Annotated in this window: 16 protein-coding genes and 1 tRNA gene; 12 read left to right on the forward strand and 5 right to left on the reverse strand. The window is 60.8% G+C overall.

Annotated elements, in window-relative coordinates:
• Nucleotides 1-43 precede the first annotated feature (43 nt).
• Nucleotides 44-514, reverse strand: a complete 471-nt coding sequence (locus tag P5540_10945; GenBank protein ID HRT65330.1) for a hypothetical protein — start codon at nucleotides 512-514, stop codon at nucleotides 44-46.
• A 37-nt stretch (nucleotides 515-551) separates the two neighbouring features.
• Nucleotides 552-1,655, reverse strand: coding sequence for a hypothetical protein (locus tag P5540_10950; protein ID HRT65331.1), 1,104 nt, complete (start codon nucleotides 1,653-1,655; stop codon nucleotides 552-554).
• Nucleotides 1,656-1,772: 117 nt separating this feature from the next.
• On the opposite strand from P5540_10950, the gene P5540_10955 reads away from it, so the two are divergent.
• From P5540_10955 to P5540_10995, 9 genes are all read left to right on the forward strand, one after another.
• Nucleotides 1,773-2,894: a hypothetical protein gene (locus tag P5540_10955; GenBank protein HRT65332.1), complete on the forward strand. Its 1,122-nt coding sequence runs from the start codon at nucleotides 1,773-1,775 to the stop codon at nucleotides 2,892-2,894.
• 386 nt (nucleotides 2,895-3,280) lie between these two features.
• Complete coding sequence (locus P5540_10960) at nucleotides 3,281-6,049, forward strand: beta-propeller domain-containing protein (protein ID HRT65333.1); 2,769 nt, start codon at nucleotides 3,281-3,283, stop codon at nucleotides 6,047-6,049.
• 15 nt (nucleotides 6,050-6,064) lie between these two features.
• Nucleotides 6,065-9,196: a beta-propeller domain-containing protein gene (locus P5540_10965; GenBank protein HRT65334.1), complete on the forward strand. Its 3,132-nt coding sequence runs from the start codon at nucleotides 6,065-6,067 to the stop codon at nucleotides 9,194-9,196.
• A gap of 429 nt (nucleotides 9,197-9,625) precedes the next feature.
• Nucleotides 9,626-10,840, forward strand: a complete 1,215-nt coding sequence (locus tag P5540_10970; GenBank protein ID HRT65335.1) for a type II secretion system F family protein — start codon at nucleotides 9,626-9,628, stop codon at nucleotides 10,838-10,840.
• Nucleotides 10,841-10,862: 22 nt separating this feature from the next.
• The gene (locus tag P5540_10975) at nucleotides 10,863-12,089 is read left to right on the forward strand and encodes a type II secretion system F family protein (protein ID HRT65336.1); all 1,227 of its coding nucleotides are present in this window, start codon (nucleotides 10,863-10,865) and stop codon (nucleotides 12,087-12,089) included.
• Between the two features lie 2 nt (nucleotides 12,090-12,091).
• Nucleotides 12,092-12,526 (forward strand): prepilin-type N-terminal cleavage/methylation domain-containing protein, encoded by a 435-nt coding sequence (locus P5540_10980; GenBank protein HRT65337.1) that lies wholly within the window; start codon nucleotides 12,092-12,094, stop codon nucleotides 12,524-12,526.
• Nucleotides 12,523-13,083: a hypothetical protein gene (locus P5540_10985; protein HRT65338.1), complete on the forward strand. Its 561-nt coding sequence runs from the start codon at nucleotides 12,523-12,525 to the stop codon at nucleotides 13,081-13,083. Before P5540_10980 ends, P5540_10985 begins: the two co-directional genes overlap by 4 nt.
• Nucleotides 13,080-13,499 (forward strand): hypothetical protein, encoded by a 420-nt coding sequence (locus P5540_10990; GenBank protein HRT65339.1) that lies wholly within the window; start codon nucleotides 13,080-13,082, stop codon nucleotides 13,497-13,499. The genes P5540_10985 and P5540_10990 overlap by 4 nt, the downstream gene beginning before the upstream one ends.
• Nucleotides 13,496-14,161: a prepilin-type N-terminal cleavage/methylation domain-containing protein gene (locus tag P5540_10995; protein ID HRT65340.1), complete on the forward strand. Its 666-nt coding sequence runs from the start codon at nucleotides 13,496-13,498 to the stop codon at nucleotides 14,159-14,161. Before P5540_10990 ends, P5540_10995 begins: the two co-directional genes overlap by 4 nt.
• Nucleotide 14,162: 1 nt before the next feature.
• On the opposite strand, the gene P5540_11000 is transcribed toward P5540_10995, so the two are convergent.
• Nucleotides 14,163-15,551, reverse strand: coding sequence for a sigma-54 dependent transcriptional regulator (locus P5540_11000; protein HRT65341.1), 1,389 nt, complete (start codon nucleotides 15,549-15,551; stop codon nucleotides 14,163-14,165).
• Between the two features lie 175 nt (nucleotides 15,552-15,726).
• Here P5540_11000 and P5540_11005 point away from each other — a divergent pair.
• Nucleotides 15,727-15,804: transfer RNA gene (locus tag P5540_11005), tRNA-Asp, on the forward strand.
• A 170-nt stretch (nucleotides 15,805-15,974) separates the two neighbouring features.
• Here P5540_11005 and P5540_11010 read toward each other — a convergent pair.
• Complete coding sequence (locus P5540_11010) at nucleotides 15,975-16,835, reverse strand: SMP-30/gluconolactonase/LRE family protein (protein HRT65342.1); 861 nt, start codon at nucleotides 16,833-16,835, stop codon at nucleotides 15,975-15,977.
• 233 nt (nucleotides 16,836-17,068) lie between these two features.
• Here P5540_11010 and P5540_11015 point away from each other — a divergent pair, with 233 nt between their 5' ends.
• Nucleotides 17,069-18,613 carry a glycosyltransferase family 39 protein gene (locus P5540_11015; protein HRT65343.1) on the forward strand — a complete coding sequence of 515 codons (1,545 nt, stop codon included), beginning with the start codon at nucleotides 17,069-17,071 and terminating at the stop codon, nucleotides 18,611-18,613.
• Nucleotides 18,614-18,668: 55 nt separating this feature from the next.
• On the opposite strand, the gene P5540_11020 is transcribed toward P5540_11015, so the two are convergent.
• Nucleotides 18,669-19,298, reverse strand: coding sequence for a metallophosphoesterase family protein (locus P5540_11020; GenBank protein HRT65344.1), 630 nt, complete (start codon nucleotides 19,296-19,298; stop codon nucleotides 18,669-18,671).
• A gap of 324 nt (nucleotides 19,299-19,622) precedes the next feature.
• On the opposite strand from P5540_11020, the gene P5540_11025 reads away from it, so the two are divergent.
• Nucleotides 19,623-20,801 carry a type II secretion system F family protein gene (locus tag P5540_11025; GenBank protein ID HRT65345.1) on the forward strand — a complete coding sequence of 393 codons (1,179 nt, stop codon included), beginning with the start codon at nucleotides 19,623-19,625 and terminating at the stop codon, nucleotides 20,799-20,801.
• Nucleotides 20,802-21,385: the final 584 nt, after the last annotated feature.

Raw genomic sequence — 21,385 nt, forward strand, 5'->3', positions numbered from 1 at the left:
GAGAAATGTCTAAATTGAAACACGGCAACCCGTCCTTTTCATTTCATTCCTGCAACAATGCACGGAATTTCGGGTGTTCCCGTATGGCCGGCGCAAGCCGCGATTCGGACGCGAGGACGGTCCGGGCTTGCGGTGAACAGGCCACGGCCTGCGCAAACGCCTCGATGGCATCCTCGACGCGATCCGGGACATAGGACGCCAGAAAGAATCCCAGGTCCAAGTAGCCGCCCGCATTCCTCGGTTCGAGTTGGGCGCCCGCGCGAAAGTGCTCTTCCGCCTCGGCCAGTTTGTTCCGGCGGGCCAACGTCGCGCCCAACAGACGCCGTGCGGGCGCCGCAATGGGTTCCATGCGCACGCATTCACGAAATGCCGCCTCCGCCGCGACCCAATTCGACGCATCGTATGCCTTGACGCCCTTGTGCCACCAATGCGAAAAACGGTGGCCCCTGTGCCGGACGATCAACCAGCGCCCGAAAACGAGCAGAAAAAGGAGGGCAAGTCCCAGATACTTCATAATCCCTTGAGCCTTTCCTATCGAATGCAAACCGTCCTCATCGGCAAACCTCCTGTTCGACGGCCCGCACGACATCGGACATGTGTAGGATTTGGTTTGCAAGATATTTGACCGGATTTCGTTTGCGATAATCCCCTATTGTTCGGGGAACGGACAGTATCGCCTCGCGATTCAAATGCACACGCCCGGCCCGAAGGCGCACCACACCGTGCCGGGCCAAAAACCGAAGGGTGCGCCGGATTTCATTTTCAAGATCCGCGTATGCGGCCGGATCCACATAACGCCGCGTAATCCTGCCGAAAATGGCGCGGAGACACTCCTTGAGCACCTCGGTTTCCATCTCATCGGAAAAACCATGCAGGCTATGAAGATACACATAGGCGGCAAGAATTTGCGCAACGTTTACCTCAACCAAATCGGACATGGCCACGACAAGCCGGTAATCGAACTCGCGCTGGGCCGCGCGATCCGCGCCCGGCGGCAGAAATAACGGGGCGCCAAAGACCAGCGCACACGTTTTCTTGACCGGGTTGAAGGTGCGGGCCACCGGCACGGCCGCCACCCGGGCCTCCGGATAGCCTTCCTGCGCCTGCGCAAGAAAAAACGACGTGGCGCCCGGCGAATTGATCCAGTCGCGATACTCGACGAAAAGCCCCGAACGCGATCGGCTCCGGCCCGGATAAATCAGAAAGGCATGCGACTGCCGCAACAAGTCAACAAACGGTTTCAATTGGCCCGGCTCCGCCCCCTGCCGCGAAATCTGCAGAGCGCCTATCAGCCGTGTGACTTCATCCGGATCGACGATTCGCTTGATCCAACCCGGCAACCCGCGAAAAAAATCGTCGCGCATCATCGCATGCGGACGAATCCCGCCTTGGCTCAATTGAAAAATGGCCGTGCCCATGGCGAACGGATCATCGAGACAGACATGATTCCCGGCAAATACGACCGGGCCGCCTTTCGGACACCGTTCGCCGTTGACGATGCGCATCCTTCGCGACCACCCGAACAGAAAATCAAGCGCGGCCAGCCCCGGCTCGTAATAGCGCGCGACTTCCGGCGGTTTTTTGCGGCCCATGCGATACAACAAATATTGTCCAATCAACACGGCCAGTTTGAAAAGGTTTCGCCATTCGGTCATGAATGCACATTGTATCGGCCCACGCCGGGTTGTACAACCGTAACGCGAAGTGTAGGATCATTGTCTAACTTTTTGGTTTGGGACAAACCCCATGTGACGGCTTGTTGGAAAATGGGCATGGCCAGGATCTTTTTATGTATAGGCTTCTTCGCATGGGCCGTTTTGTCCGCGAGTACCGCCCAAGGCGCGCGGGAGGAAATGGTCAAGGTACGCATGGAAGCCTCCGCGCCGGATACCGGACCCGCCGCGCGCGAAGAGGCGGTTGCCCGCGCACAGGTCGAAATCGTGGCCGACGTACTCAAATCCACGCTCAGTTCGGAACATTTCGCGTTGGTCAAAAGCCTGCTTGATCAAGCCGCCCGCTATATCCGCACCACCCAACTGCTTCGTCTCGACATCCGCGACGGCCTCGTCCATGTCGAAGTCGAATGTTATGTTCGGCGCGGCGACATCCTCAAGGACACTGCCGCCCTCCTTCTGGCGCGCATGCCCGCGCCGCCCAGCGTCCTGGTCGTCGTGGTTGAACCGGCCGACGATGCCCCGGCGAACACCGGCGCGCGGGGAAAGGCCTCGGCCGCTCTCTCGGAATCGCTCAAGGAACGCGGTTTCGAGATCGTCTCCGTCGAAAATGTGCGGGGTTGCCATGGCGACGACGAAATTGTTTCCGCGGCCATCGGCGACAATGCGGTGGCGGCCCGTTTCGCCCGGGAACGCTTTGCCGACGTGGTGGTGTTGGGCAAAGCCGAGGTAACGAGCACACCGGAAGAAGGCAGTCTGAATCTGGTGGCCGCCACGGCGAATGTGACGCTACGCCTTTTTCGCGCTTCCGATGGAAAACTGGTTGACAGTTTCACCGCGGAGGCGCTGGTCCATGGCGCGAATGCCCGCGCCGGCGCCGAAGCCGCGCTGCAGGACGCCTGCGCCAAAATCGCCGGCGACATCCAAGTGGCCGCAGCCATCGCGGCGGGCGGCACGCGGCCTTCCGAAGACGTCGTCATCACGATCGAAGAACCCGGCCCCGAAGAACGCATCCGGGAAGTCATGAAGGCCGCGGCCGCGTTCGCCGGTCAAGAACCCGAATTGCTCGTTTGCACCGAGCGGCTGGCGCGGTTCTTATTGCCGTACAACGGCGCCATGACGCCCCTCCTGGACACCCTTGTACAGCAAAAATATTTGGGCGCCGGACTCGAAATTCGCAGGGCCATCCAGCGAAATGTCCAAATGCGATTCACGCCCTGAAACGGTTTTTCTCATATCCATGACAAGATGAAGTCGGCGTTACTTCTCATTCTTCCATGTCACTCGCCATCTGTAAATTTTGCGAATTCTTTGTTGCAAGATACGATCCAAGCGTACACCGGAAAGGAGACTATTTGTATCACTTTTATTTTCAATGGTTTATGGTTTATGGAGAAGGTAAAAAAATATGTAACGCCGCTTTCCGCACGTGGTATAATGAATAGAGAAATTGTAGCCTTGTGCGGCGCGAAGGTGTTTTCGCCAAATGGGATGCGGATAGTCTGCAAGTAGGACAGGCTGTCTAGCCTGTCAGACCATCCAGCCTGTCATTCGAGCGGTAAACAGAACAGACTGCATTGTTTGTCCTAAGGATGAGGAGACCTGTCATGAATGGGCTTCGTTTGGGGTTGGCCGGGGTCATCGTGCTTCTTTTATCGGCGGGTTGTCCGGTGGCGCGCGAGAAGCCGCGTTTTCTGAACGCCGCCACGTCGCAGGGCCGGTATTTCGGTTTGGATGGCGCCCTACCGACAGCCGGCATGGGCGAAATTGATTCGAACACGACGCCCACGTCGCGGGAATCCCGCGAGGTGGTCGAGCCGGACGTCATCCGCAGGGCGGGCAACCTGCTCTACATTCTGAATCAGTATCGCGGACTCACGCTGGTGGACTTGGACACGCAGGAAATCGTCGCGCGGGTGCCGACCGCGGGATATCCGCGCGATTTATACATCGTGGACGGCCGGGCCTATGTGCTGGTCGGCTATGCTTCGGACTACACGACGGAAGGCAACACCGTGTCGTTTTCGGTGGCGTCGCGTCTCTATGTGGTGGATTTATCCGAGCCGGCGCAAGCCGTCATTACCGGCGAATTCGACTTGGAAGGCGATCTCGTGGACAGCCGGCTGGTGGGTAATGTGCTGTATGCGGTCTGCGCCGAGTACACCTATTGGTGGGAAGACGGCGTCGTGTCTGCGGTCATGAAGGCGGAAACATCGTCTTCATGGGTCACGAGCGTCAACGTGAGCAATCCCGCCAGTCCGCAGCGCGTGGCGGATGTTTCCTTCGACGGCATGGGTAGCGTGATCCAGGCGACGGACTCGGCGATCTTTGTCGCGGCGCCGGATTGGCAGACCAACAAGACGACCATTACCTATGTGGACATCAGCGATCCGGCGGGCGCGATGCGCGTGGCGGGCAACATCGCCGTGGACGGCATGGTGCCGGACAAATACAAGATGGACGCGTACGAGGGCGTGTTGCGCGTGGTGTCCAACGAGTGGCAGTGGCAAGGCCGGGGCCGTCTGAACCATATCACGACGATTGATTTGTCCGATCCGGACCATCTGGTCAAACTGGGCCAGACGGAATTGGAGGACGCCGCCGGTGAATCGCTTTTTGCGACGCGTTTCGACGGTCCTCGGGCCTATATCGTAACCTTTTTCGTGATTGATCCGCTTTTCATCGTGGATCTGAGCGATCCGGCCCACCCGGCGGTAACCGGCAAACTGGAAGTGCCGGGCTGGTCCACGCACATCGAGCCGCGGGGCGATCGCCTCATCGCGCTGGGCGTGGACGACACGAACGGCCAGCGGCGCGTGGCGGTCACACTGTACGACGTATCCGACGCAGCCAACCCGGCTGTGGTGGGCGAGCGTCTGTCTTTTGGCCAAGGCTGGGCGTGGTCGAGCGCATACAACGACGTAAAGGCGTTTACCGTGCTGGACGATGTGCTGATTGTGCCGTTTTCGGGCTGGACGGAAAACGGCGGTTCCTATGACCGCCTGCAATTCGTGTCGTACACACGCGACGGGTTGGAAGCGGGCGGATATGTGGATGTACAGGGCAGCGTACAGCGTTCCTTTGCCTACGACGGGCTGTATTACGGCGTCACGGCGGAGCAATTGGCCACGATAGACGGTTCCGATCTTTCCGCACCGACCGTGACGCATCGGCTGACCTTGGCCGAATACGTCGCGGACGTGCTTGAATTGTCGCCCTCGCTGACGGTTGACATCGTGTCGCGGTACGATTCGGGCAAGACGCTGGTGCGCGTGTCCGACTCGGCCAACAGCACGACGGGATCGGTGGAAGTCGCCATCGGAAGCCTGACCAAGGCGTTCGCGTCCGGCACAACCGTCGTGCTGGCGGGAACCGAATGGGACAATTCGTTTTACACCTCGAATTATCATGTCGCGACGGTAGACTGCTCGACGGCATCGGCGCCGGCCGTGGTAAAAGATTTCAAGGTGAACGTCACGCCGTATTGGGGATATTGGGGCTATCCTTATTACCCGATGGGCATGATCGCGGACGGTATGGCGCGAATCGCCATGCCGTGGTGGGGCTGGCCGTACGGTTCGACACAGGACACGGTTTTCCTCAGCGGCAACACGCTGGTCCTGCGCTGCCTGGGTGAGACGTACGGCTCGACCGTCGGCACGGAAACGGCCTACCACGGCCTGGCCTTCGTGAATCTGGCCGAAGGTTCGCTGACCGCCACGCTCGGCCTCGGCTTTTCGACCATTACCGGCATAAATCAAGTAGGCGGAAAACTGTATATCGGCACGCAGACCTTTGAAGGATACGACTGGTTCAAGGCGATGGTCGCGAACTACCTCGGCGTGCTGGACATCGAAACTCGCACGATGGGACCGCTCGTTAACGTGCCCGGCACTTTCGTGCAATACGAGCCGGACCGTAATCTGCTGGTGGTCCGAAACGACCAATGGGACAGCGACTGGAGCGTGTCCACCAAACTGCAAACCGTCCGTTGGCAGGGCGGCGCGACCGTCGAACCGCTGCAAGCCCTGGCGTTGGCCAACGGAACAGGCGCCATCTTGGGCCGTGGTTCCCGCATTTTCGTGGACGGATACGACAATGGGTACCAACTTGCCGCCGTAAGCGTCGGCGCCGACGGCGCCTTGGCCAAATCCGGACAAGTCAAAGTGACGGACCAGTGGGGCAACCTGCTGGACGCACGCGGCGTGAAAGCCTATGCCGTTGTCGGCAACGCCATCGCCGTGTACGATTTCACGGGCGAACCGGCGCTGCAGGGCGTATACACATTCATGGGATCGGCCACGGCGATTCGTTTCGGCGCGGAACGGGCCTACGTGGCGCTGGGTTATTCCGGCACGGGCGAATTACCGTTGTAAATGGAGGATATGGACATGCATGCAACGAAACGTGTGTCATGGGCACTGGCGGTCCTGCTGCTGGCTGGCGGCGTGGCGCTGACGGGATGCCCCCGGTTTCCGCTGATAGCGGCCTTTACGGCGACACCGCGATCCGGTTCCGCGCCCCTTGAAGTGAGGTTCACGGACATGTCCGTCAATCTCACCGGTTCGCCGATTACTTCGTGGTCATGGAATTTCGGCGACGGCGGCACGAGCGACGCGCGCAACCCGCGCCATGTGTACCAACAGGCCGGCGCCTATACGGTCACGCTCGAAGTACGAACAGCCGAGACCTCGAGCACCGTCACGCGTGAAGCGTTGATCGCCGTGACCAGCCATGTAGGCGAGGGCGAGGGTGAAGGCGAAGGCGAAGGCGAAGGCGAAGGCGAGGGTGAAGGCCTTCAGTTTACGAGCGCGGCCGTCGGGCGTTCGTACACGGATGTGCTTGCCGGCACGGAGGGCGAAGGCGAAGGCGAAGGCAACGATAAACCCCGAGAAGTCGTCGAACCGGACGTCATCCGGCGGATAGGCAACCTGCTGTATGTACTGAACCAATACCGCGGCCTGACAATCGTCAATCTTGACACGAACGCGATACTATCGCAGGCGCCGACGATCGGATATCCCCGCGATCTGTATGTGACCGGCAATCGCGCCTATGTGCTGGTCGGTTATGCCGCCTCCTATACCAACGACAACGGCAAGTTCACCTACGATATCGCCTCGCGCGTCTACGTGCTCGACATCTCGGATCCGACCCGCGTGCCGATTGTGGCGAGTTTCGATCTCGATGGCGATTTCGTGGACAGCCGAATGGTCGGCTCGGTGTTGTATGCCGTTTGCGCGCGCTATGAGTGGTATTGGGAAGACGTCCCGGGCGGAACGGTGACGGACGACGAAACGGCGGCCGGTTCAAACGGACCCGCGATCGTCAAGGAACAGACGTCGTCGTCGTGGGTCACGAGCCTGGACATCGCCGATCCGAACCATCCCGTCGAAGTGAACCGCCTGTCGCTCGACGGGTACGGCAACATCATCCAAGCCACGGCGGACGCCCTTTTCGTGGCCGCGCCGGACAACGCGTATTGGTACAGCAGCACCACGACGATACGATACATTGACATCAGCGATCCGCACGGCCAGATCGCGGTGCGCGGCGCGGCAACCGTCCAGGGCGTCGTGGCCGACCGATTCAAGATGGACGTGTACGACAACGTGCTCCGCGTCGTGTCGAGCGCATGGAACTGGCAGGAGGGCTGGCGGCGCGTATACATCACCACCATCAATCTCGCCGATCCGGACCACCTCGCGAAACTGGGCGAAACGCAACTGGACGAGGCGTCGGGCGAAACGCTCTTCGCGACGCGTTTCGACGGCCCCCTCGCCTATATCGTGACGTATCTGGTCGTGGACCCGCTGTTCATCGTTGACTTGTCGAATCCGGCGAAACCCGTCGTCGCGGGCGAGATCAAGGCGCCGGGATGGTCCACGCACATCGAACCGCGCGGTGACCGGCTCATTGCGCTGGGCGTGGACGACACCGACGGGCGCAAGGTATGCGTCAGCCTGTTCGATGTGTCGAATCCGGCCTCCGCGTCGCAGTTGGATCGCGTGACCTTCGGCCAAAACTGGGCATGGTCCACCGCCTACAGCGACGTCAAGGCCTTCACGGTGCTTGACGACGTGTTGATTGTGCCCTTCAGCGGCTGGGAAGAAACCGGCGGCTATGAACGGCTCCAGTTCATTTCTTACACACGCGACACGCTGTCGCTGCGCGGTTACGCGGATCTCGAAGGATCGATCATGCGGTCCTTCGAATACGATCCGTATTACTTCGGCGTGACGACGGAGCAACTGGCCACGATTGACGCCTCCGATTTGGATCATCCGGAAGTAATCCGCCGGCTGACCCTTGCGGAAAACGTGGTGGACTGTTTTGAGTTGAACGGCGGCATCCGCGCAGAAATTATTTCCGTTTCCGACACCGGCCGGACACGGGTGCGGCTGCTGGACGCGGCCAGCGCCGTACTGGGCGAAACGGACGCGGACATCGGATCCTTCATGAAAGCGCTTCCAAACGGGGACTCGGTTGTCCTTGTCGGGACGTTTTATGAAAGCCGGTACGACACCCTCGGCGGGTATTCCTACGAGTATTACTATCTCGTCGCCACGATAGACTGCACGGCGCCGGAGGCGCCCGTGGCCACGGTGTTCAAAGTGGACGCGCAGCCCTATTGGGGCTGGTACTGGTACGACTGGTACATGGGCGGCGTCGAGGCGGACAAATCCATCATGCCGTGGTGGGGCTACCGCTGGTGGTATCCGCAAGCGGACAGCGCATTCCTCCTGAACGGCCTGCTGGCGCTTCGGTGCGGCGGCCAACAGTTCGACGAGACCTTCGGCGATGAAACCGCGCCCTATCAGGGAATCGCCTTGGTGAACCTTTCAACGCAGGCCGTCCATACGATCGGTTTCGGCTACACCGGAATCTCCTCGCTGAACGCGGCCGGGTCGAAACTGTATCTCGGCACGCAAAAAGATGCGGGAGCCGTGGCGGGAACCTGGATGCCGATCTGCGCGCACTATCTGCGGGAGATCGATCCCGCCGCGCCGTCCATCGGCCCCGCCGTCAACGTGCCCGGCCTGTTTGAACAATTCGCGGCCGGCATCTTGGTCACCCGCGACGATCAATGGGGCGAGAATTGGACCTTCAAGAGCAGCCTTGTAACCATGCCATGGGACGGCCGCAGCCCGATCCGGGAAGTGGCCGACACCCTGGCCTTACCGCCCGGCGCGGGCAGCGTGCTGCCGCGCGGCTCCGCGATCTATTTCACGGCCTACGAGGCCGGCACCCTGCTGTATGCCGTCGCGATGGACCCAGCCGGCAAACTGGCCCTTGGCGACGGACTGCTCCTGACCGATCAATGGGCGACGCTTTTCGAGGCGGACGCCGCCACCGCCTACGTCACCATCGGCAATCTCGTCGCGCGATATGGTTTCGCGGACGGACAGGGATCGCTGCGCGACGTGGCCGAAACCATGGGATACCCCACGTCGGTCCGTTTCGGCGCGGAACACGCCTACATCGCCCTTGGATATTCCGGCGTGCACGTGCTGCCGCGCTGACACAGCATGAACCGAATCGGAATCGAAGCCTCGCGGGCTCGCTTTTCGGCCGGTTGAAAACACCGCGTGGCAATGCCTTTGCCACTGAAACGCGGCCGGCAGGGCCTGAAATGTATTCGGCCGCATCTTGCACGCGGATCGTGGTGCGTGACGGCGGGCATGGACGCTTGCCGCGCCTACGCCCGCCGTGTCCCATGCGACACACCTCACCGGCAATTGCGGGAACTCTTCCGTTATTGACAGTTTCCGAATGCGCGGTCGAAGCAGGCCCGTAATAACCCTCGCTTGCAGGATAATGCAAAAACCGATCTATCCTTCCTCCGCCTCCGGCATGGCCGAATCGAATGATTCGCAAAAACCCAACGATCCGTTGATCGATTGCACGCCGGGCGGCCATATATGTACGGAATGCAACCGGAGACATCGAAAATGGCCCGATTCAAATACCGGGCGCTTGACGCCCAGGAAAATCCCGTGGAGGGCGTCATGGACGCCGCTTCGGCGCGGGAAGCCGTATTGCTCCTGCAAGATCAGGGTCTCAAGGCCCCTTCGGTCGAGCGCATGGATTCCGGCCGGCGTCTTTTCACGAAGCGCGGGGCGCTGACATGGAGCGATCTGGAACAACTGAATAACCAGTTGGCCCTGATCGTAAGAGGGGGCCTCCCTCTCGCGCCGTCCCTTGACAGCATGGCGCGCGACCTGCGCAATCCCCGGCTTCGGGCCGTTCTCGAAGAGGTGAGGATGGACTTGGAAGCGGGCAAGCCGCTCGGCGAAGCGTTTGCGCGGCATCCGGACAGTTTTCCGCCGGTATACCTTGCGCTGGTTCGCGCGGGCGAACGGGCGGGCAATCTCGCGGTGGTTTTCATGCACCTGAGCGACTATTCGAAGAGCATGATCGAACTGAAAAACCGGCTCAAGGAGATCTTGGCGTATCCGATCATCCTGCTGGTCACGGCGTGCGTGCTCGTGGGCTTTTTAATGACAAAGGTCGTGCCCGTCTTCGCGGATGTGTTCGCCGATTTCGGGGGAAGCCTGCCGGCGCCGACGCGTCTGTTGATCCGCATGAGCGACGGGCTTGACCACAACCATTTCGACATCATCGTCGGCTTGGCCTTGATCGTGGCGGCGGGGCTACTGGGATCGGTTCTGCTTGGACGGATCGATCCGTCCAGATACGTCCGCGACCGGCTGAAATCGTTCGTTCCGCTCTACGGGCGTTTCTTTGTGCAGGCGTCGCTGGTGCGTTTCAGCCGGGCGCTGCGCATGATGATCGAATCCAACGTGCCGATCCTGGAGAGCCTCGAACTGGCGGCGGCGGCTTCCGGCAATGCCGTGCTGGAGCGGGCCGTCGGCGCGGCGGCCCGAAACGTGGAGGGCGGCGCGGCGCTGGCCGATTCGCTCGAACGCACCCGTTATTTCGACAACGGATTCTGCTGGCTGCTGCGCAACGCGGAACAGCGCGGAGAACTCCAGAATGCGCTGTTCCTGCTTGAAAACGAATACGAACAGGCGCTCACCCACCTGCGCAATGTCATCCTGCTTGTCGCGGGACCGAGTGTCGTCGTCGCCATAGGACTGGTCGTGGGTTTCATTGTGCTTTCGCTCTATCTGCCCACTTTTACCCTTGGCAACATTTTAGGCTGACGCAAACAGGAAGTTGCTTTCGATGAAGTTGCAGGATCTGCTCCATATCGATCTCGGCGCCTTGTTGCGCGGGAAAGTCGTGGCCGGCCCGCCGCATCCCAGCCGATGGGAAACGGGCCTTTTGTCGTTTTCCAGTCACGTGATTCGCGGCATCATCCCCGTCAACCGCACGCGCTGCCTGAAGATTGTAATCGCGCAACTCCGCCGGATTGTCGTCTGCAATGCGCCGCTCGTCCCGGCGTTGGATGCGGCGTTGGTGGATGCGCCGTACCGAAACGTGCGCCGGGCTCTCTACCGATTGCGCGGCGCATTGGATGCGGGACATCCCCTATCGGAGGCCATGCGGCAGCAAAAGCACGTCTTTCCGCCGTACTGCATCGATCTGATTCGTGCAGGCGAAAGCACCGGATCGCTCGGACCCGTTCTCGCGAATCTCGACACGCTGCTGGACGAATCGGATCGCCTGCGCCGGGCCTTTGCGCTGCCCTTGATGTATTTCGCGACGATGTTGATCCTGTTCACCGGCATAACGACGTTTATGTGCGTGAAAGTATTTCCGGTTTTCATTGACATGTTGTCCGACTTCGGCGCCTCGCCGCCGGCCTTTTTCCGTCCCCTGATGGCGGTCATGGCATTCTTCGATCGGCCGCCCGCGCTTGCGAAACACTTGGCGCATGGGCGCATCACACCGATGGAGTTGAAAACCGGCGCGGTCGTCCTGCTCGTTGTGTTGCTTGCATGGCTTTGGAAACGCGGAACCATTCGGCGCACGGCGGTTCGTGCGGCGCTCATGATTCCCTTGGCGAAGCGGCTGGTCGTCAAGGCGAACCTTGCCCATGTGGCGCGCATCATGGAATTTCTGGCCAAGGCCGGCTATCCGCTGGACGAGGCGCTGGACACGACGGCGGCCTGCGACATTATGGGCCCGTTCAAGCGGCTCCTTGCGCGGTTGCGCGACGCGGTACGGCGCGGCGAAAGCCTGGGCGCGGCCGGCCACAACGAGGCGGCGCTGCTCCCGCCGTGGTTCCGCGGCACGGTGGCAATGGGCGAATCGTCCGGCGAACTTTCCATGGCCTTCGCGCGCATCGCGGACGCCTATAGCCGCGATGTCGTTTCGGCGGGCATCGTGGCCTCGCGGTTCATCCTGCCCGCCGTGGTGCTGGTGATGGCCTGCTGGGTCTTCATGGTGTACAGTTTTCCGTTTGTCCTGCTCACGGCATTGGTGGACCGCATGATGGGGGCGATGTGACGATGAACACCCTGTCGCAACACAACGGAATCGGACGTCCGGGCGGATTCAGCCTGGTGGAACTGATTACCGCGATCGCCGTTCTGTCCATCGGGATGCTCGGCACGATTCAGGCCTACCATTTCGGCATGGACAAGATGCGCACCCTGCGCGAGGCGGCGGTTGCCTCGCGCGCCGTGCAGGATCAGATCGAAATGCTCAGGAGCAAACCCTTCGCATCGCTGGAAGACCGCGATCGTGCGCCGTTCGTCGAACCGAAACCGGACCTTTCGGCCTTGGTCAATGCCACGCCGGCGCTGACCATACGTTCCTATGCGGACTCTGCCCTGCGCCTGAAAGAAATCGAGGTGTCCATACGATGGTCCGGCGACAACGGCCGCACGATGGAACGTTCCGCGACGACGTTCATCGCCGACAAGGAGGCCGGCGGATCATGAGACCGTACCTGTCGAGAGGAAATGCCGGCATGACGTTGCTTGAATGCCTGGCCTACATGGCGATTTTCGCCGTCATTGTGAACGTGTCCATGTCCACGTTCGTGAGCGCGACGCAACTGTCCACGATGGGCACGCGCGGGCTGGATCGCCTGAACATGGCCGATGAGTTCCGCGACGGCATCGCCCGCCTCATTCGCGAAGCGGGCAGCGTGGCGGAAGGCGTCGGCGCGTATCGCACGGGACCGGACACGCTGGTCCTTGCGATGCCGGCGCAATCCGGCACGCGCCGCTATACCGTGCTGGGGCTAGTGGGACCCCAAAACCGGTTTTCCCGCATGGACGTGTCCGAAACGGACGGCGTCTACGAGGTCACGCATTTCTCGCATTACGCCTTGCCGGTTGCGGCGGTGCGCTTCGGGTTCGACAACGCGGATCCGTTGAAAGCGCGGCTGATCGCCGTGGATGCGAGCCTCGTCAACACGCACCGGGGCAAGCCGCCGGTCCCGTACCGGTTCAGCGCGGCCCTGCGCAGCCGGTCGGCGGGAGGTAAGCCATGAACCGCCTTAAAAACCGCGAAGGGCTGGCAATGCTGCTGGTATTGGGCTATCTGGCCGTACTGATGACCGGATCCGCCGTGTTCTTTTCGCTGTTGAACGGCACGCTTTCACAGGCGCATGCGCGCGAGGAGAGTCGGTATTGCCGGAATCTGGCCGAGGCAGGCATTGAAAAGGCCATTGCGGAATTGCGGCGCAATCCGGCGGGATATCGGGGGGAACAGGATGTCCTTCTCGGCAAGGGACGCTTTTCAGTCGAAGTCGCGCCCGCGGAAACGCCCTTCGCGTATCGGGTGATGTCAAAGGGATTCCTGTGCGACGGCGGCATGGCGCGGAAACAGGCGCGCATCGTCGCGGATGTTTCACTGGCCGCCGACGGTCGTGTCGCGTTGCTGCGATGGTTGGAGGAAAAAACATGAGCAGGGGCCCCACACGCGGATTCACGCTGATCGAACTGCTGACGGTCATTTCGATCATTGGCATTCTGGCGGCGATCCTTCTGCCGGCGCTGGCGCGGGCGCGCGAAACCGCCCGCCGCGCCTCGTGCCTGAACAACCTTTCCGAGCTGGGGCTTGCGCTGCGGTTGTATGCGGACGAGAACGACGGGCGGCTCCCTTGGAGCGGCGGCAAGAACAATGCCGACTGCCTGTTGAAACTAATGGGCGACTATATCACCGATCCGATGATTCTCGCCTGCCCTTCCTATTCCGGGGGACAGCCGTTCAGTACGGGAAAAAGTGGGCGGTCGAAAAGCGATATCGTCTTTCCCACCAACGCCGAGGTGTATGCCAAACTCAGTGTCCGGGCCTGTTACAACTACTTCGGGGCCTATACCCACACCCCGATTATCCTTCCACCCGCGGAAGAGGGGATTCCAAAAATTCCCGTCATGTGGGATATCACGATGGCTGGAGGCGGCGCCCGCTTCAATCATGTTCACGGCGGCGGCAACGTGTTGTGGCTCGATGGAACCGTCGAGTTCCTGCGCTGGCCATGGCCGGCATCGGATTTGCCCTTCCGCCCCGAAGGAATCGTGTACGACGATCCCTCCACATTTCCCTGCAAGGACCAAGAACGATAGATCAATCCGCGTCGAGGCCGTATTTTCGCAGGCGATACCGCAGGGATCGCGGCGTGAGGCCCAAGAGTTCCGCCGCGCGCTTTTGCGAGTATTTGCCTTGGTGCAGCGCCTGCCGAATGAGGTTCGTTTCCAGTTCCGCGACCAGCGATTCGAGATCGACGCCGCCCGCCGGCAGTTCCGTGGGAACCGTCTTGGGCACGGCCACGAAATCGCGCACGTTCTGCGGCAGATCGGCCAGTTCGATGCGGGCGTTTCCGCACAGGGCAACCGCGCGTTCGAGGACGTTTTCCAGTTCGCGGACATTGCCCGGCCATGTGAACGCGCACAGCGCCGCTTCCGCCTCGGGCGCGATTTCTAGCCCGCGCCGTCCGAGGCGCTCGCCGTGTACGGCGACAAAATGACGTGCAAGCAGCGGGATGTCGTCAACCCGCTCGCGCAGGGGCGGCACGCGCAGGGGAATGACGTTGAGACGATAGTAGAGATCTTTTCGGAACGTGTTGTCCCCGACCATCTTTTCGAGGTCCCGATTGGTCGCGGAGATGATGCGGACGTCCACCCGGATTTCGCTGGTGCCGCCAATGGGCATGACGCGGCTGTTATCGAGCACGCGCAGCAGTTTGACCTGCAGCGCGAGCGGCATCTCGCCGATTTCGTCCAGAAATAGCGTGCCGCCGTTCGCCACGACGAACAGGCCTTCTTTGTCCTCGACCGCGCCGGTGAACGCGCCTTTCTTGTGGCCGAACAATTCGCTTTCGAGCAACGTTTCGGGTATGCCCCCGCAATTGATCGCGATGAAGGGCTTCGACGCGCGGCCGCTGAGCTGATGAATGGCCCGTGCGACAAGTTCCTTGCCGGAACCACTCTCGCCGTGGATCGCCACCGTGCTGGGCAGCGACGCGACGCGGCGGATCATGTCGCGCACTTTGGCGATGGCCGCGCTTTCCCCGATCATGTTTTCGATCCTGCCGCGCGCGGCCTGATCCTTGCGCAGGGCCACATTCTCGCGCACGAGATTCCGCTGCTCGATGGCGCGCGCCACGACGAGGCGGATCTCCTCGTTCTTGAAGGGTTTCATGACGTAATCGGCGGCGCCGCGCTTCATCGCCTCGATGGCCGTCTCGACCGAACCGTGGGCGGTAATCATGATGGCGGGGATCGCGGGCGTGTTTTCGTGCATCCACGAAAGCAGTTTCATGCCCGAAAAATGGTCGGCGCCGATGCGCAAATCGGTCACCACAGCGTCGAAGATTTCCCGCTCCAGCGCTTCGCAGGCCTTGGCGACGCTGGGCGCCGTGGCCACGCCGTACCCCGCGTTCGTCAAGATGATTTCCAGCAATTCGCGCATGCTGGCTTCATCGTCCACCACAAGCACCCGATGCTCTGTATCCATCCAGACAATCCCCTTTGCCGGCCGCGCCATTCGCGGCGACTCAAGCATACACGAAACGGCCCCGCCCGTTGAAGACGAGGCGATCCAAGACGACCCGGCCATCACGCTTGGCCGTGAAATTTGATCTTCGCCGCGTTTGCGTGTTACCATTTTCGTTGCTGGCGCGCATCCATGCGGGGGCGTAGTTCAGCTGGTTTAGAACGCTGCCCTGTCACGGCAGAGGTCGCGGGTTCGAATCCCGTCGCTCCCGCCATTTCACGTCTTGGCCGGTGTCCTGTCGGCCGGTCGGCATTCGGCTCTGGCATTTTCCCCGTGTTTCGTTCCCGTTTGCCAATGTCGTTCTGATGAGGCCCAAGGGATAAGTCTGAAGCCCTCGGCTTTTGTTGCCGAATTTGGGTTGAAACGTCGCCCAAAGAAAAGCGATTAGGACAACCCGACGCGCGACAGAAATTCGGGCATGCCCTTGATTCCGGCATCCACCCGGAACAGGCCGCCCGCGCCGGGTCCTTCGGCGTCCTTGTTGTTTCCGCCGGCGGTGGTGACGTACAGGTCGCCATAATTCCGCCCGCCGAAGATGCAGCTCGACACTTTCCTCGCGGGAAATTCGATGCACCGATCTTCGCGTCCATCCGGCGCGAAACGGATAAGGCGCCCCCCGTCCCAAATGGCCGACCACACAAAGCCGTCCTCGTCCACCGTCATGCCGTCGGGACACCCCGCGTTCTTCGGCAACGTAACGAAAATGCGCCGGTTTGCGAGGTCGCCCGTCGCGACGTCATAGTCGAAAAGAGATATTTCGCCTCGGCCGGAATCGGTGAAATACAGTTGCCGGCGGTCCAGCGTAAATCCCATCCCATTGGGACATTCCACACCGTCGAGCAGTTTTACGATCGTCCCGTCCGTATTGAGCCGGTACAGGCGTCCCGGCCGTTCCGCCGTGGGCATCGTGCCGCAAAACACGCGGCCGACGGGATCCGCTATGACGTCGTTGAAACGCGTGGTTTGTTCGTCGGGGATTTCGTCAATGACGGTCGTGAGGTTGCCGTTGCGCCAAACGGATACCGCGCCGCGCGCCATAAACAGCAGGAGCGATCCGTCCGCCTGTATCGTGAAACCGCCCAGGGGTTCGCCCTCGTAGCAGACGCCATGCGTGCCCGATGCCGGGTCATGGCGAAAAAGCCGCCCCGCCGGTATGTCCACCCAATACACAAACTCATCGAAGGGATGCCAGAGCGGTCCCTCGCCGCATTCGCACGCATAATCCGCCACGCATACCGGTTTCACAAGAATCTCCTTGTTTTCTTGACCATTATGGTCGTCATCCTATCACAGCGGCCGGAAGCGGACGAAACGCGCGGCTGTTTCTTATCAATGACCGGCTTAGATGGCGGTGTAAAGAAAAAACTGCAAGAAGACGCTTATGCCGCCACCGTAGACGCGGCATCCTGCCGCGTTTCTTGCGCGCGGGGGATTTATCCCGCTTGTTCGTTCGACGGTTACCCGGTAGAATCGCCCGCATGGAACGTGTGCCGATTGCGCGTTGGGAATGGGCGCTGGCGATAACCGCCGTCTGCGCGGCCCTCGTGTTGGGCGGGGCCAACCTTGGCGCGACTAGCCTGTGGCACGACGAGGCCGTACAGGTCCTCGTCGCGAAACGCATCGCGGAAACGGGCGAGGCGGTCCTGCCGAGCGGTAAGCCGCATCCGGTCGCACCGGCTTTCAACGCCGTGATGGCCGCCTTCATCAGGCTATTCGGCGACGGGGAGGCGGCCGTGCGGGCGCCCTCCGTATTGTTCAACGCCGGCAACGTCCTGCTCACATTCCTTGTGACGCGCCTGCTGCTTGGAAGCGGCCCCGCCCTTCTGGCCGCCTTCGCCATGGCGTTTTCTCCGTGGACGGTGGCGTGGGCCCGCGAAGCGCGTTTCTACACCATGCAGCAGACTTGTTACTTGCTGTTTGTGTGGGCCTTCTGGAAAGGAATCCAAGGGACGGAAAATCAACCTCAACAAAGCGCGGCGTCATCGGTTCCCATCGCTGCGGCGGCTTTGGGCGCCTATCTCGCCGGCCTGATGGTTTCGCTGCATTCCCTTCTGTTTTTGTGCGTGTCGGGGTTGTTCAGCGCGGTGATGGCGGCGGGCGAACGCCGCTTGCGATCCCGCTGGACGGTGTTGGCTGTCGCGACGGGACTGCTCGCCGCCGGTACGCTTGTCTTCTACCGTCTGACATTGCCCGCCCACGACGCCAGCGTCGTGTTCAGCGCGGCATCGTCCAACGCGCATGTGTACGATCCCGCGCAGGGCCGTCCAATGTATTATGTCGGATGGCTTTGGGACAACCTCGGAAGCGGATTCTTTCTACTGGCCGCCGCCGGAACCCTCCTGATGATCGCCCGCGAAGGCCGGCGCGGCGTGTACATGGCGCTGGCGTTCTGGGGGCCCTTGCTCGTCTTGAGTCTGGCGCTTGCCTACCGCCGCCACCGGTTCCTGTTTTTCGCCTTTCCCTTCTACACGGCGGCATTCAGTTACGCGATCGCCGTTGCCGCGCCATGGATTTTCCGCGCGCGATGCGGATCGCCGGGCCGCAAAATCGCCGCGGCCGCGGCATTCCTGTTTATCGCGCGCGTGGCGTGGTCGGGCATGCTGCTCGCCGGCGACAGTCTTGAGGCGGCGCGCGGCGCCGACACGACGCTTGCCACGCGGCATCCCCAATTTCGCACACCGTGCCTGTACGTCCGCGAACGGCTGACGCCGGACACGGTGGTCGTTGCCGACACCTACGTTTCGGCGCTCTACTACATCGGGCGGGTGGACGAGTGGTTTCCCAGCGCCCGTCTGCCGTCCGAGCGATGGGAAATCGGAACGGAAGGACTCAAGACGCTGGACGATCTCAAGGCATTCGTCGCGCGGCATCCGAAAGGCTATTTCATCGCCGAATGGTATCGTTTCGGTTTCTTTCCCGAACAGGAAGCGGACCGCGCGTGGGTCAACGAGCACATGGTCCGCATCGAGGAAGCCTCGACCGGCGACGTGACCCTGTATGCCTGGGGTATTCCCCAACCCTAAAAAATAGCCGCGGAACGCTCCGAAAACGACAAAACAGGCAGCCTGTTTCGCATGATCAGGGGGAATGTCGATCGCCCGGACGATGAAACGCGACCGACCACGGTTCCGTTTCCGTGTTCACGACGGCATAGCACGGGAGTTCGCCCGCCAGGAATCCCGGATTCACAAACAATACGCCGTCGCACATGCGCGAAAACGGATGGGGCGTGTGACCCATGACGACGATATCCGCCCGGGCCGTTTCGCGAAAGCGCCGAAAGCGGCTGACATCGTCGCTTTCAAGGAGCCCCTCATCCTGTCCATGGGGACTGCCGTGGCAAATGAAAATGGCGACACCATCCACGACAAGCCGCCGTTCGCGCGGCAGTCCCGCAAGGTATTCAACGTGCTCGCTGTGGAGCGCGTCATAGGTCCGTTGCAGGGCGGCCAAGACATCCGGCGCGCATTCGGTTCGAAGCGTGCGCTGCTTGCGCACGAATCGCGCCACACGTCGATCCATATCGCCTTGGACACCGGGAATCGCGCGGGCGCGCAGCAACGAGACGGTCTCATTCGGGGTGGATCCGAACCCGACGCAATCCCCGGTGTGAACGATCGTCTGAATGCCCGCCGCGTCAATGTCGTCCAGCGCCGATTCCAGGGCGCGGGCATTTCCATCAATGTTGCCGATGGCGGCGAAAATCATAAGGAAACGTTCTCCCAAAACCTTGTCAGCCGGTTGGCATGCACAAACATGGATATCACGGCGGAATAGTAAAGGCTACAGGCCGGCAAAACAACATGCCGGGCCAAGTTGCCGAATCGTGGCTTTGCATGTATACTTTGCCTGAAGCAGTCCGGCAGGAAGGTCGCAGTCGAGTGTGTGGTTTATTGGTTCGCGCCATCCACGCCAATTACGTGGACGCACGAGCAAAGGGATCAACAAACCGTGTAGCGGAGGAAGGATTCAGCCATGCCGACGTTTACATACACAGCGCGCACGCGCGACGGAAAGCGTCAGAAGGGGACAATGACGGCTGAAAGTCGCCAGGCATTGACGCAGATGCTGGCCGCCAAGGGACTCATCGTGGAGAACGCCGCAGAAGCGGGCAAGACCGTCAAGCCCTCAGTCGCCAGCGCCAATGCGCGGCGCAAGGTCAAGTCAACCGACCTGCTCGTGTTTACGCGGCAGTTGGCGACCATCGTCAGTTCCGGCCTGCCCCTCCTGCAAGGTCTCGATATCCTGGCCGAGCAGTCCGAGGATCCGAATTTCTCCGCCGTTATCCTTGCCTGCGCGCAAGATGTCGAAAACGGCGAATCGTTCTCCAACGCGATCGGAAAATTCCCACGCGCATTTCCCGACCTGTACGTCAGCATGGTCCGGGCGGGCGAAGCAGGCGGCGATCTGGACGGCGTGTTGCTGCAGTTGGCGGATTACATGGAAGCGAGCGAGGAACTGCGCCGCCGGATCAAGTCGGCCATGACCTATCCCGTGGTGGCGTTCAGCATGATCCTGTTGATTGCGATCGGATTGATCGTGTGGGTCGTTCCGCAATTCGCCACCATTTTCGCAAGTTTCGGAACGCCGGACAAACCCGTTCCGCTGCCGGCGCCGACGTTGATTTTGATTAAGATCAGCGACACGCTGGGAAGCTGGGTCGGACTTGCGGTTCTGGGGGCGGTGATTGCCGTCGTGTTTGCCGTCCGCGCCTATGGACGCACTCCATCCGGCCGCTACAATCTCGACGTGCTGAAATTGCGCCTGCCCATTTTCGGAATCCTGCTGCGCAAGGTGGCCATCAGCCGGTTTACACGCACGTTGAGCACACTCACCCGCAGCGGCGTGGCAATTCTTCACGCGCTCGAAATCGCCGAGCGCACCGCCGGCAACGAGGTCTTCGCGCGCGTCGTCAAAAACGCCGGCGACAGCGTCCGCAACGGCGAAACGCTGGCCGAACCGCTCGCGCGCAGCGAACAGTTTCCGCCAATGGTCACACGCATGATCGGCGTCGGCGAAAAGACCGGCGCGCTCGAGGGCATGCTGCTCAAGATTGCCGAATTCTACGATTCCGAGGTCAAGGCGATGGTAGACAGCATGACCAGCCTCATCGAACCGATTCTCATCATGTTCATGGGCATCGTCGTCGGCGGTATCGTCGTGGCGCTGTTCATGCCGATTCTGATGCTGTCCAGCCTGGTGGGAAAATAAGCCGAAGACCGGGGCGGTTCCTTCTTCAGCGCCCAAAATCCGGCTTCGATAAAAATAACAAGAAAATCTGGGGCAATTTGTGCAACCAATTGAAGTTCCATGATTGGACGAGTGCGAAAATAGCGGGGGGTTAAGTGCGATTACGATGTCGTGAACGTGATTACGATGACGAGTTGTCATGAGACCTCGGATCTCCCCCATGAGGGAGGAAAATGAGTAGCCCTGAATGATCGCGCAAGCGATTGAAGATATCGTAACTTCTTGTTTCGATTACGATTACAAGCACGCGCACGAGCACGGACAGAATGGCGGTCGGATGTATTTGCTGACATTGCTGTCCAAAAGAATGGTAAAAAAACCACAAAACCGCAAGGAACCACGTTTTACCTCTTTATTCCGTTCATCGGTTCGATAGCTGCGACTATCTGCGTCATCTGCGGAAAATCACATGATCCACAGATGACGCAGATATACGCAGATGGAAAACAGGGCACGGATATTCGGGCCAGGCGATTCCGAACTCAAATCCGCATGTCAGAGCGGCCCAAAATACGATTGATCGGGAACACTTCTTCTTCATCGCG

The organism is Candidatus Hydrogenedentota bacterium, assembly GCA_035450225.1.
Classification (GTDB): Bacteria; Hydrogenedentota; Hydrogenedentia; order Hydrogenedentales; family SLHB01; genus DSVR01.

What these genes read in the sequence shown, in the direction of transcription:
- P5540_10985 (HRT65338.1), top strand. Translation starts at nt 12,523, where the DNA reads ATGAGACCGTACCTGTCGAGAGGAAATGCCGGCATGACGTTGCTTGAA.
- P5540_10950 (HRT65331.1), bottom strand. Translation starts at nt 1,655, where the DNA reads ATGACCGAATGGCGAAACCTTTTCAAACTGGCCGTGTTGATTGGACAA.
- P5540_10970 (HRT65335.1), top strand. Translation starts at nt 9,626, where the DNA reads ATGGCCCGATTCAAATACCGGGCGCTTGACGCCCAGGAAAATCCCGTG.
- P5540_11015 (HRT65343.1), top strand. Translation starts at nt 17,069, where the DNA reads ATGGAACGTGTGCCGATTGCGCGTTGGGAATGGGCGCTGGCGATAACC.
- P5540_10945 (HRT65330.1), bottom strand. Translation starts at nt 514, where the DNA reads ATGAAGTATCTGGGACTTGCCCTCCTTTTTCTGCTCGTTTTCGGGCGC.
- P5540_10960 (HRT65333.1), top strand. Translation starts at nt 3,281, where the DNA reads ATGAATGGGCTTCGTTTGGGGTTGGCCGGGGTCATCGTGCTTCTTTTA.
- P5540_11000 (HRT65341.1), bottom strand. Translation starts at nt 15,551, where the DNA reads ATGGATACAGAGCATCGGGTGCTTGTGGTGGACGATGAAGCCAGCATG.
- P5540_11020 (HRT65344.1), bottom strand. Translation starts at nt 19,298, where the DNA reads ATGATTTTCGCCGCCATCGGCAACATTGATGGAAATGCCCGCGCCCTG.
- P5540_10980 (HRT65337.1), top strand. Translation starts at nt 12,092, where the DNA reads ATGAACACCCTGTCGCAACACAACGGAATCGGACGTCCGGGCGGATTC.
- P5540_10965 (HRT65334.1), top strand. Translation starts at nt 6,065, where the DNA reads ATGCATGCAACGAAACGTGTGTCATGGGCACTGGCGGTCCTGCTGCTG.
- P5540_10990 (HRT65339.1), top strand. Translation starts at nt 13,080, where the DNA reads ATGAACCGCCTTAAAAACCGCGAAGGGCTGGCAATGCTGCTGGTATTG.
- P5540_11025 (HRT65345.1), top strand. Translation starts at nt 19,623, where the DNA reads ATGACGGCTGAAAGTCGCCAGGCATTGACGCAGATGCTGGCCGCCAAG.
- P5540_10955 (HRT65332.1), top strand. Translation starts at nt 1,773, where the DNA reads ATGGCCAGGATCTTTTTATGTATAGGCTTCTTCGCATGGGCCGTTTTG.
- P5540_10975 (HRT65336.1), top strand. Translation starts at nt 10,863, where the DNA reads ATGAAGTTGCAGGATCTGCTCCATATCGATCTCGGCGCCTTGTTGCGC.
- P5540_10995 (HRT65340.1), top strand. Translation starts at nt 13,496, where the DNA reads ATGAGCAGGGGCCCCACACGCGGATTCACGCTGATCGAACTGCTGACG.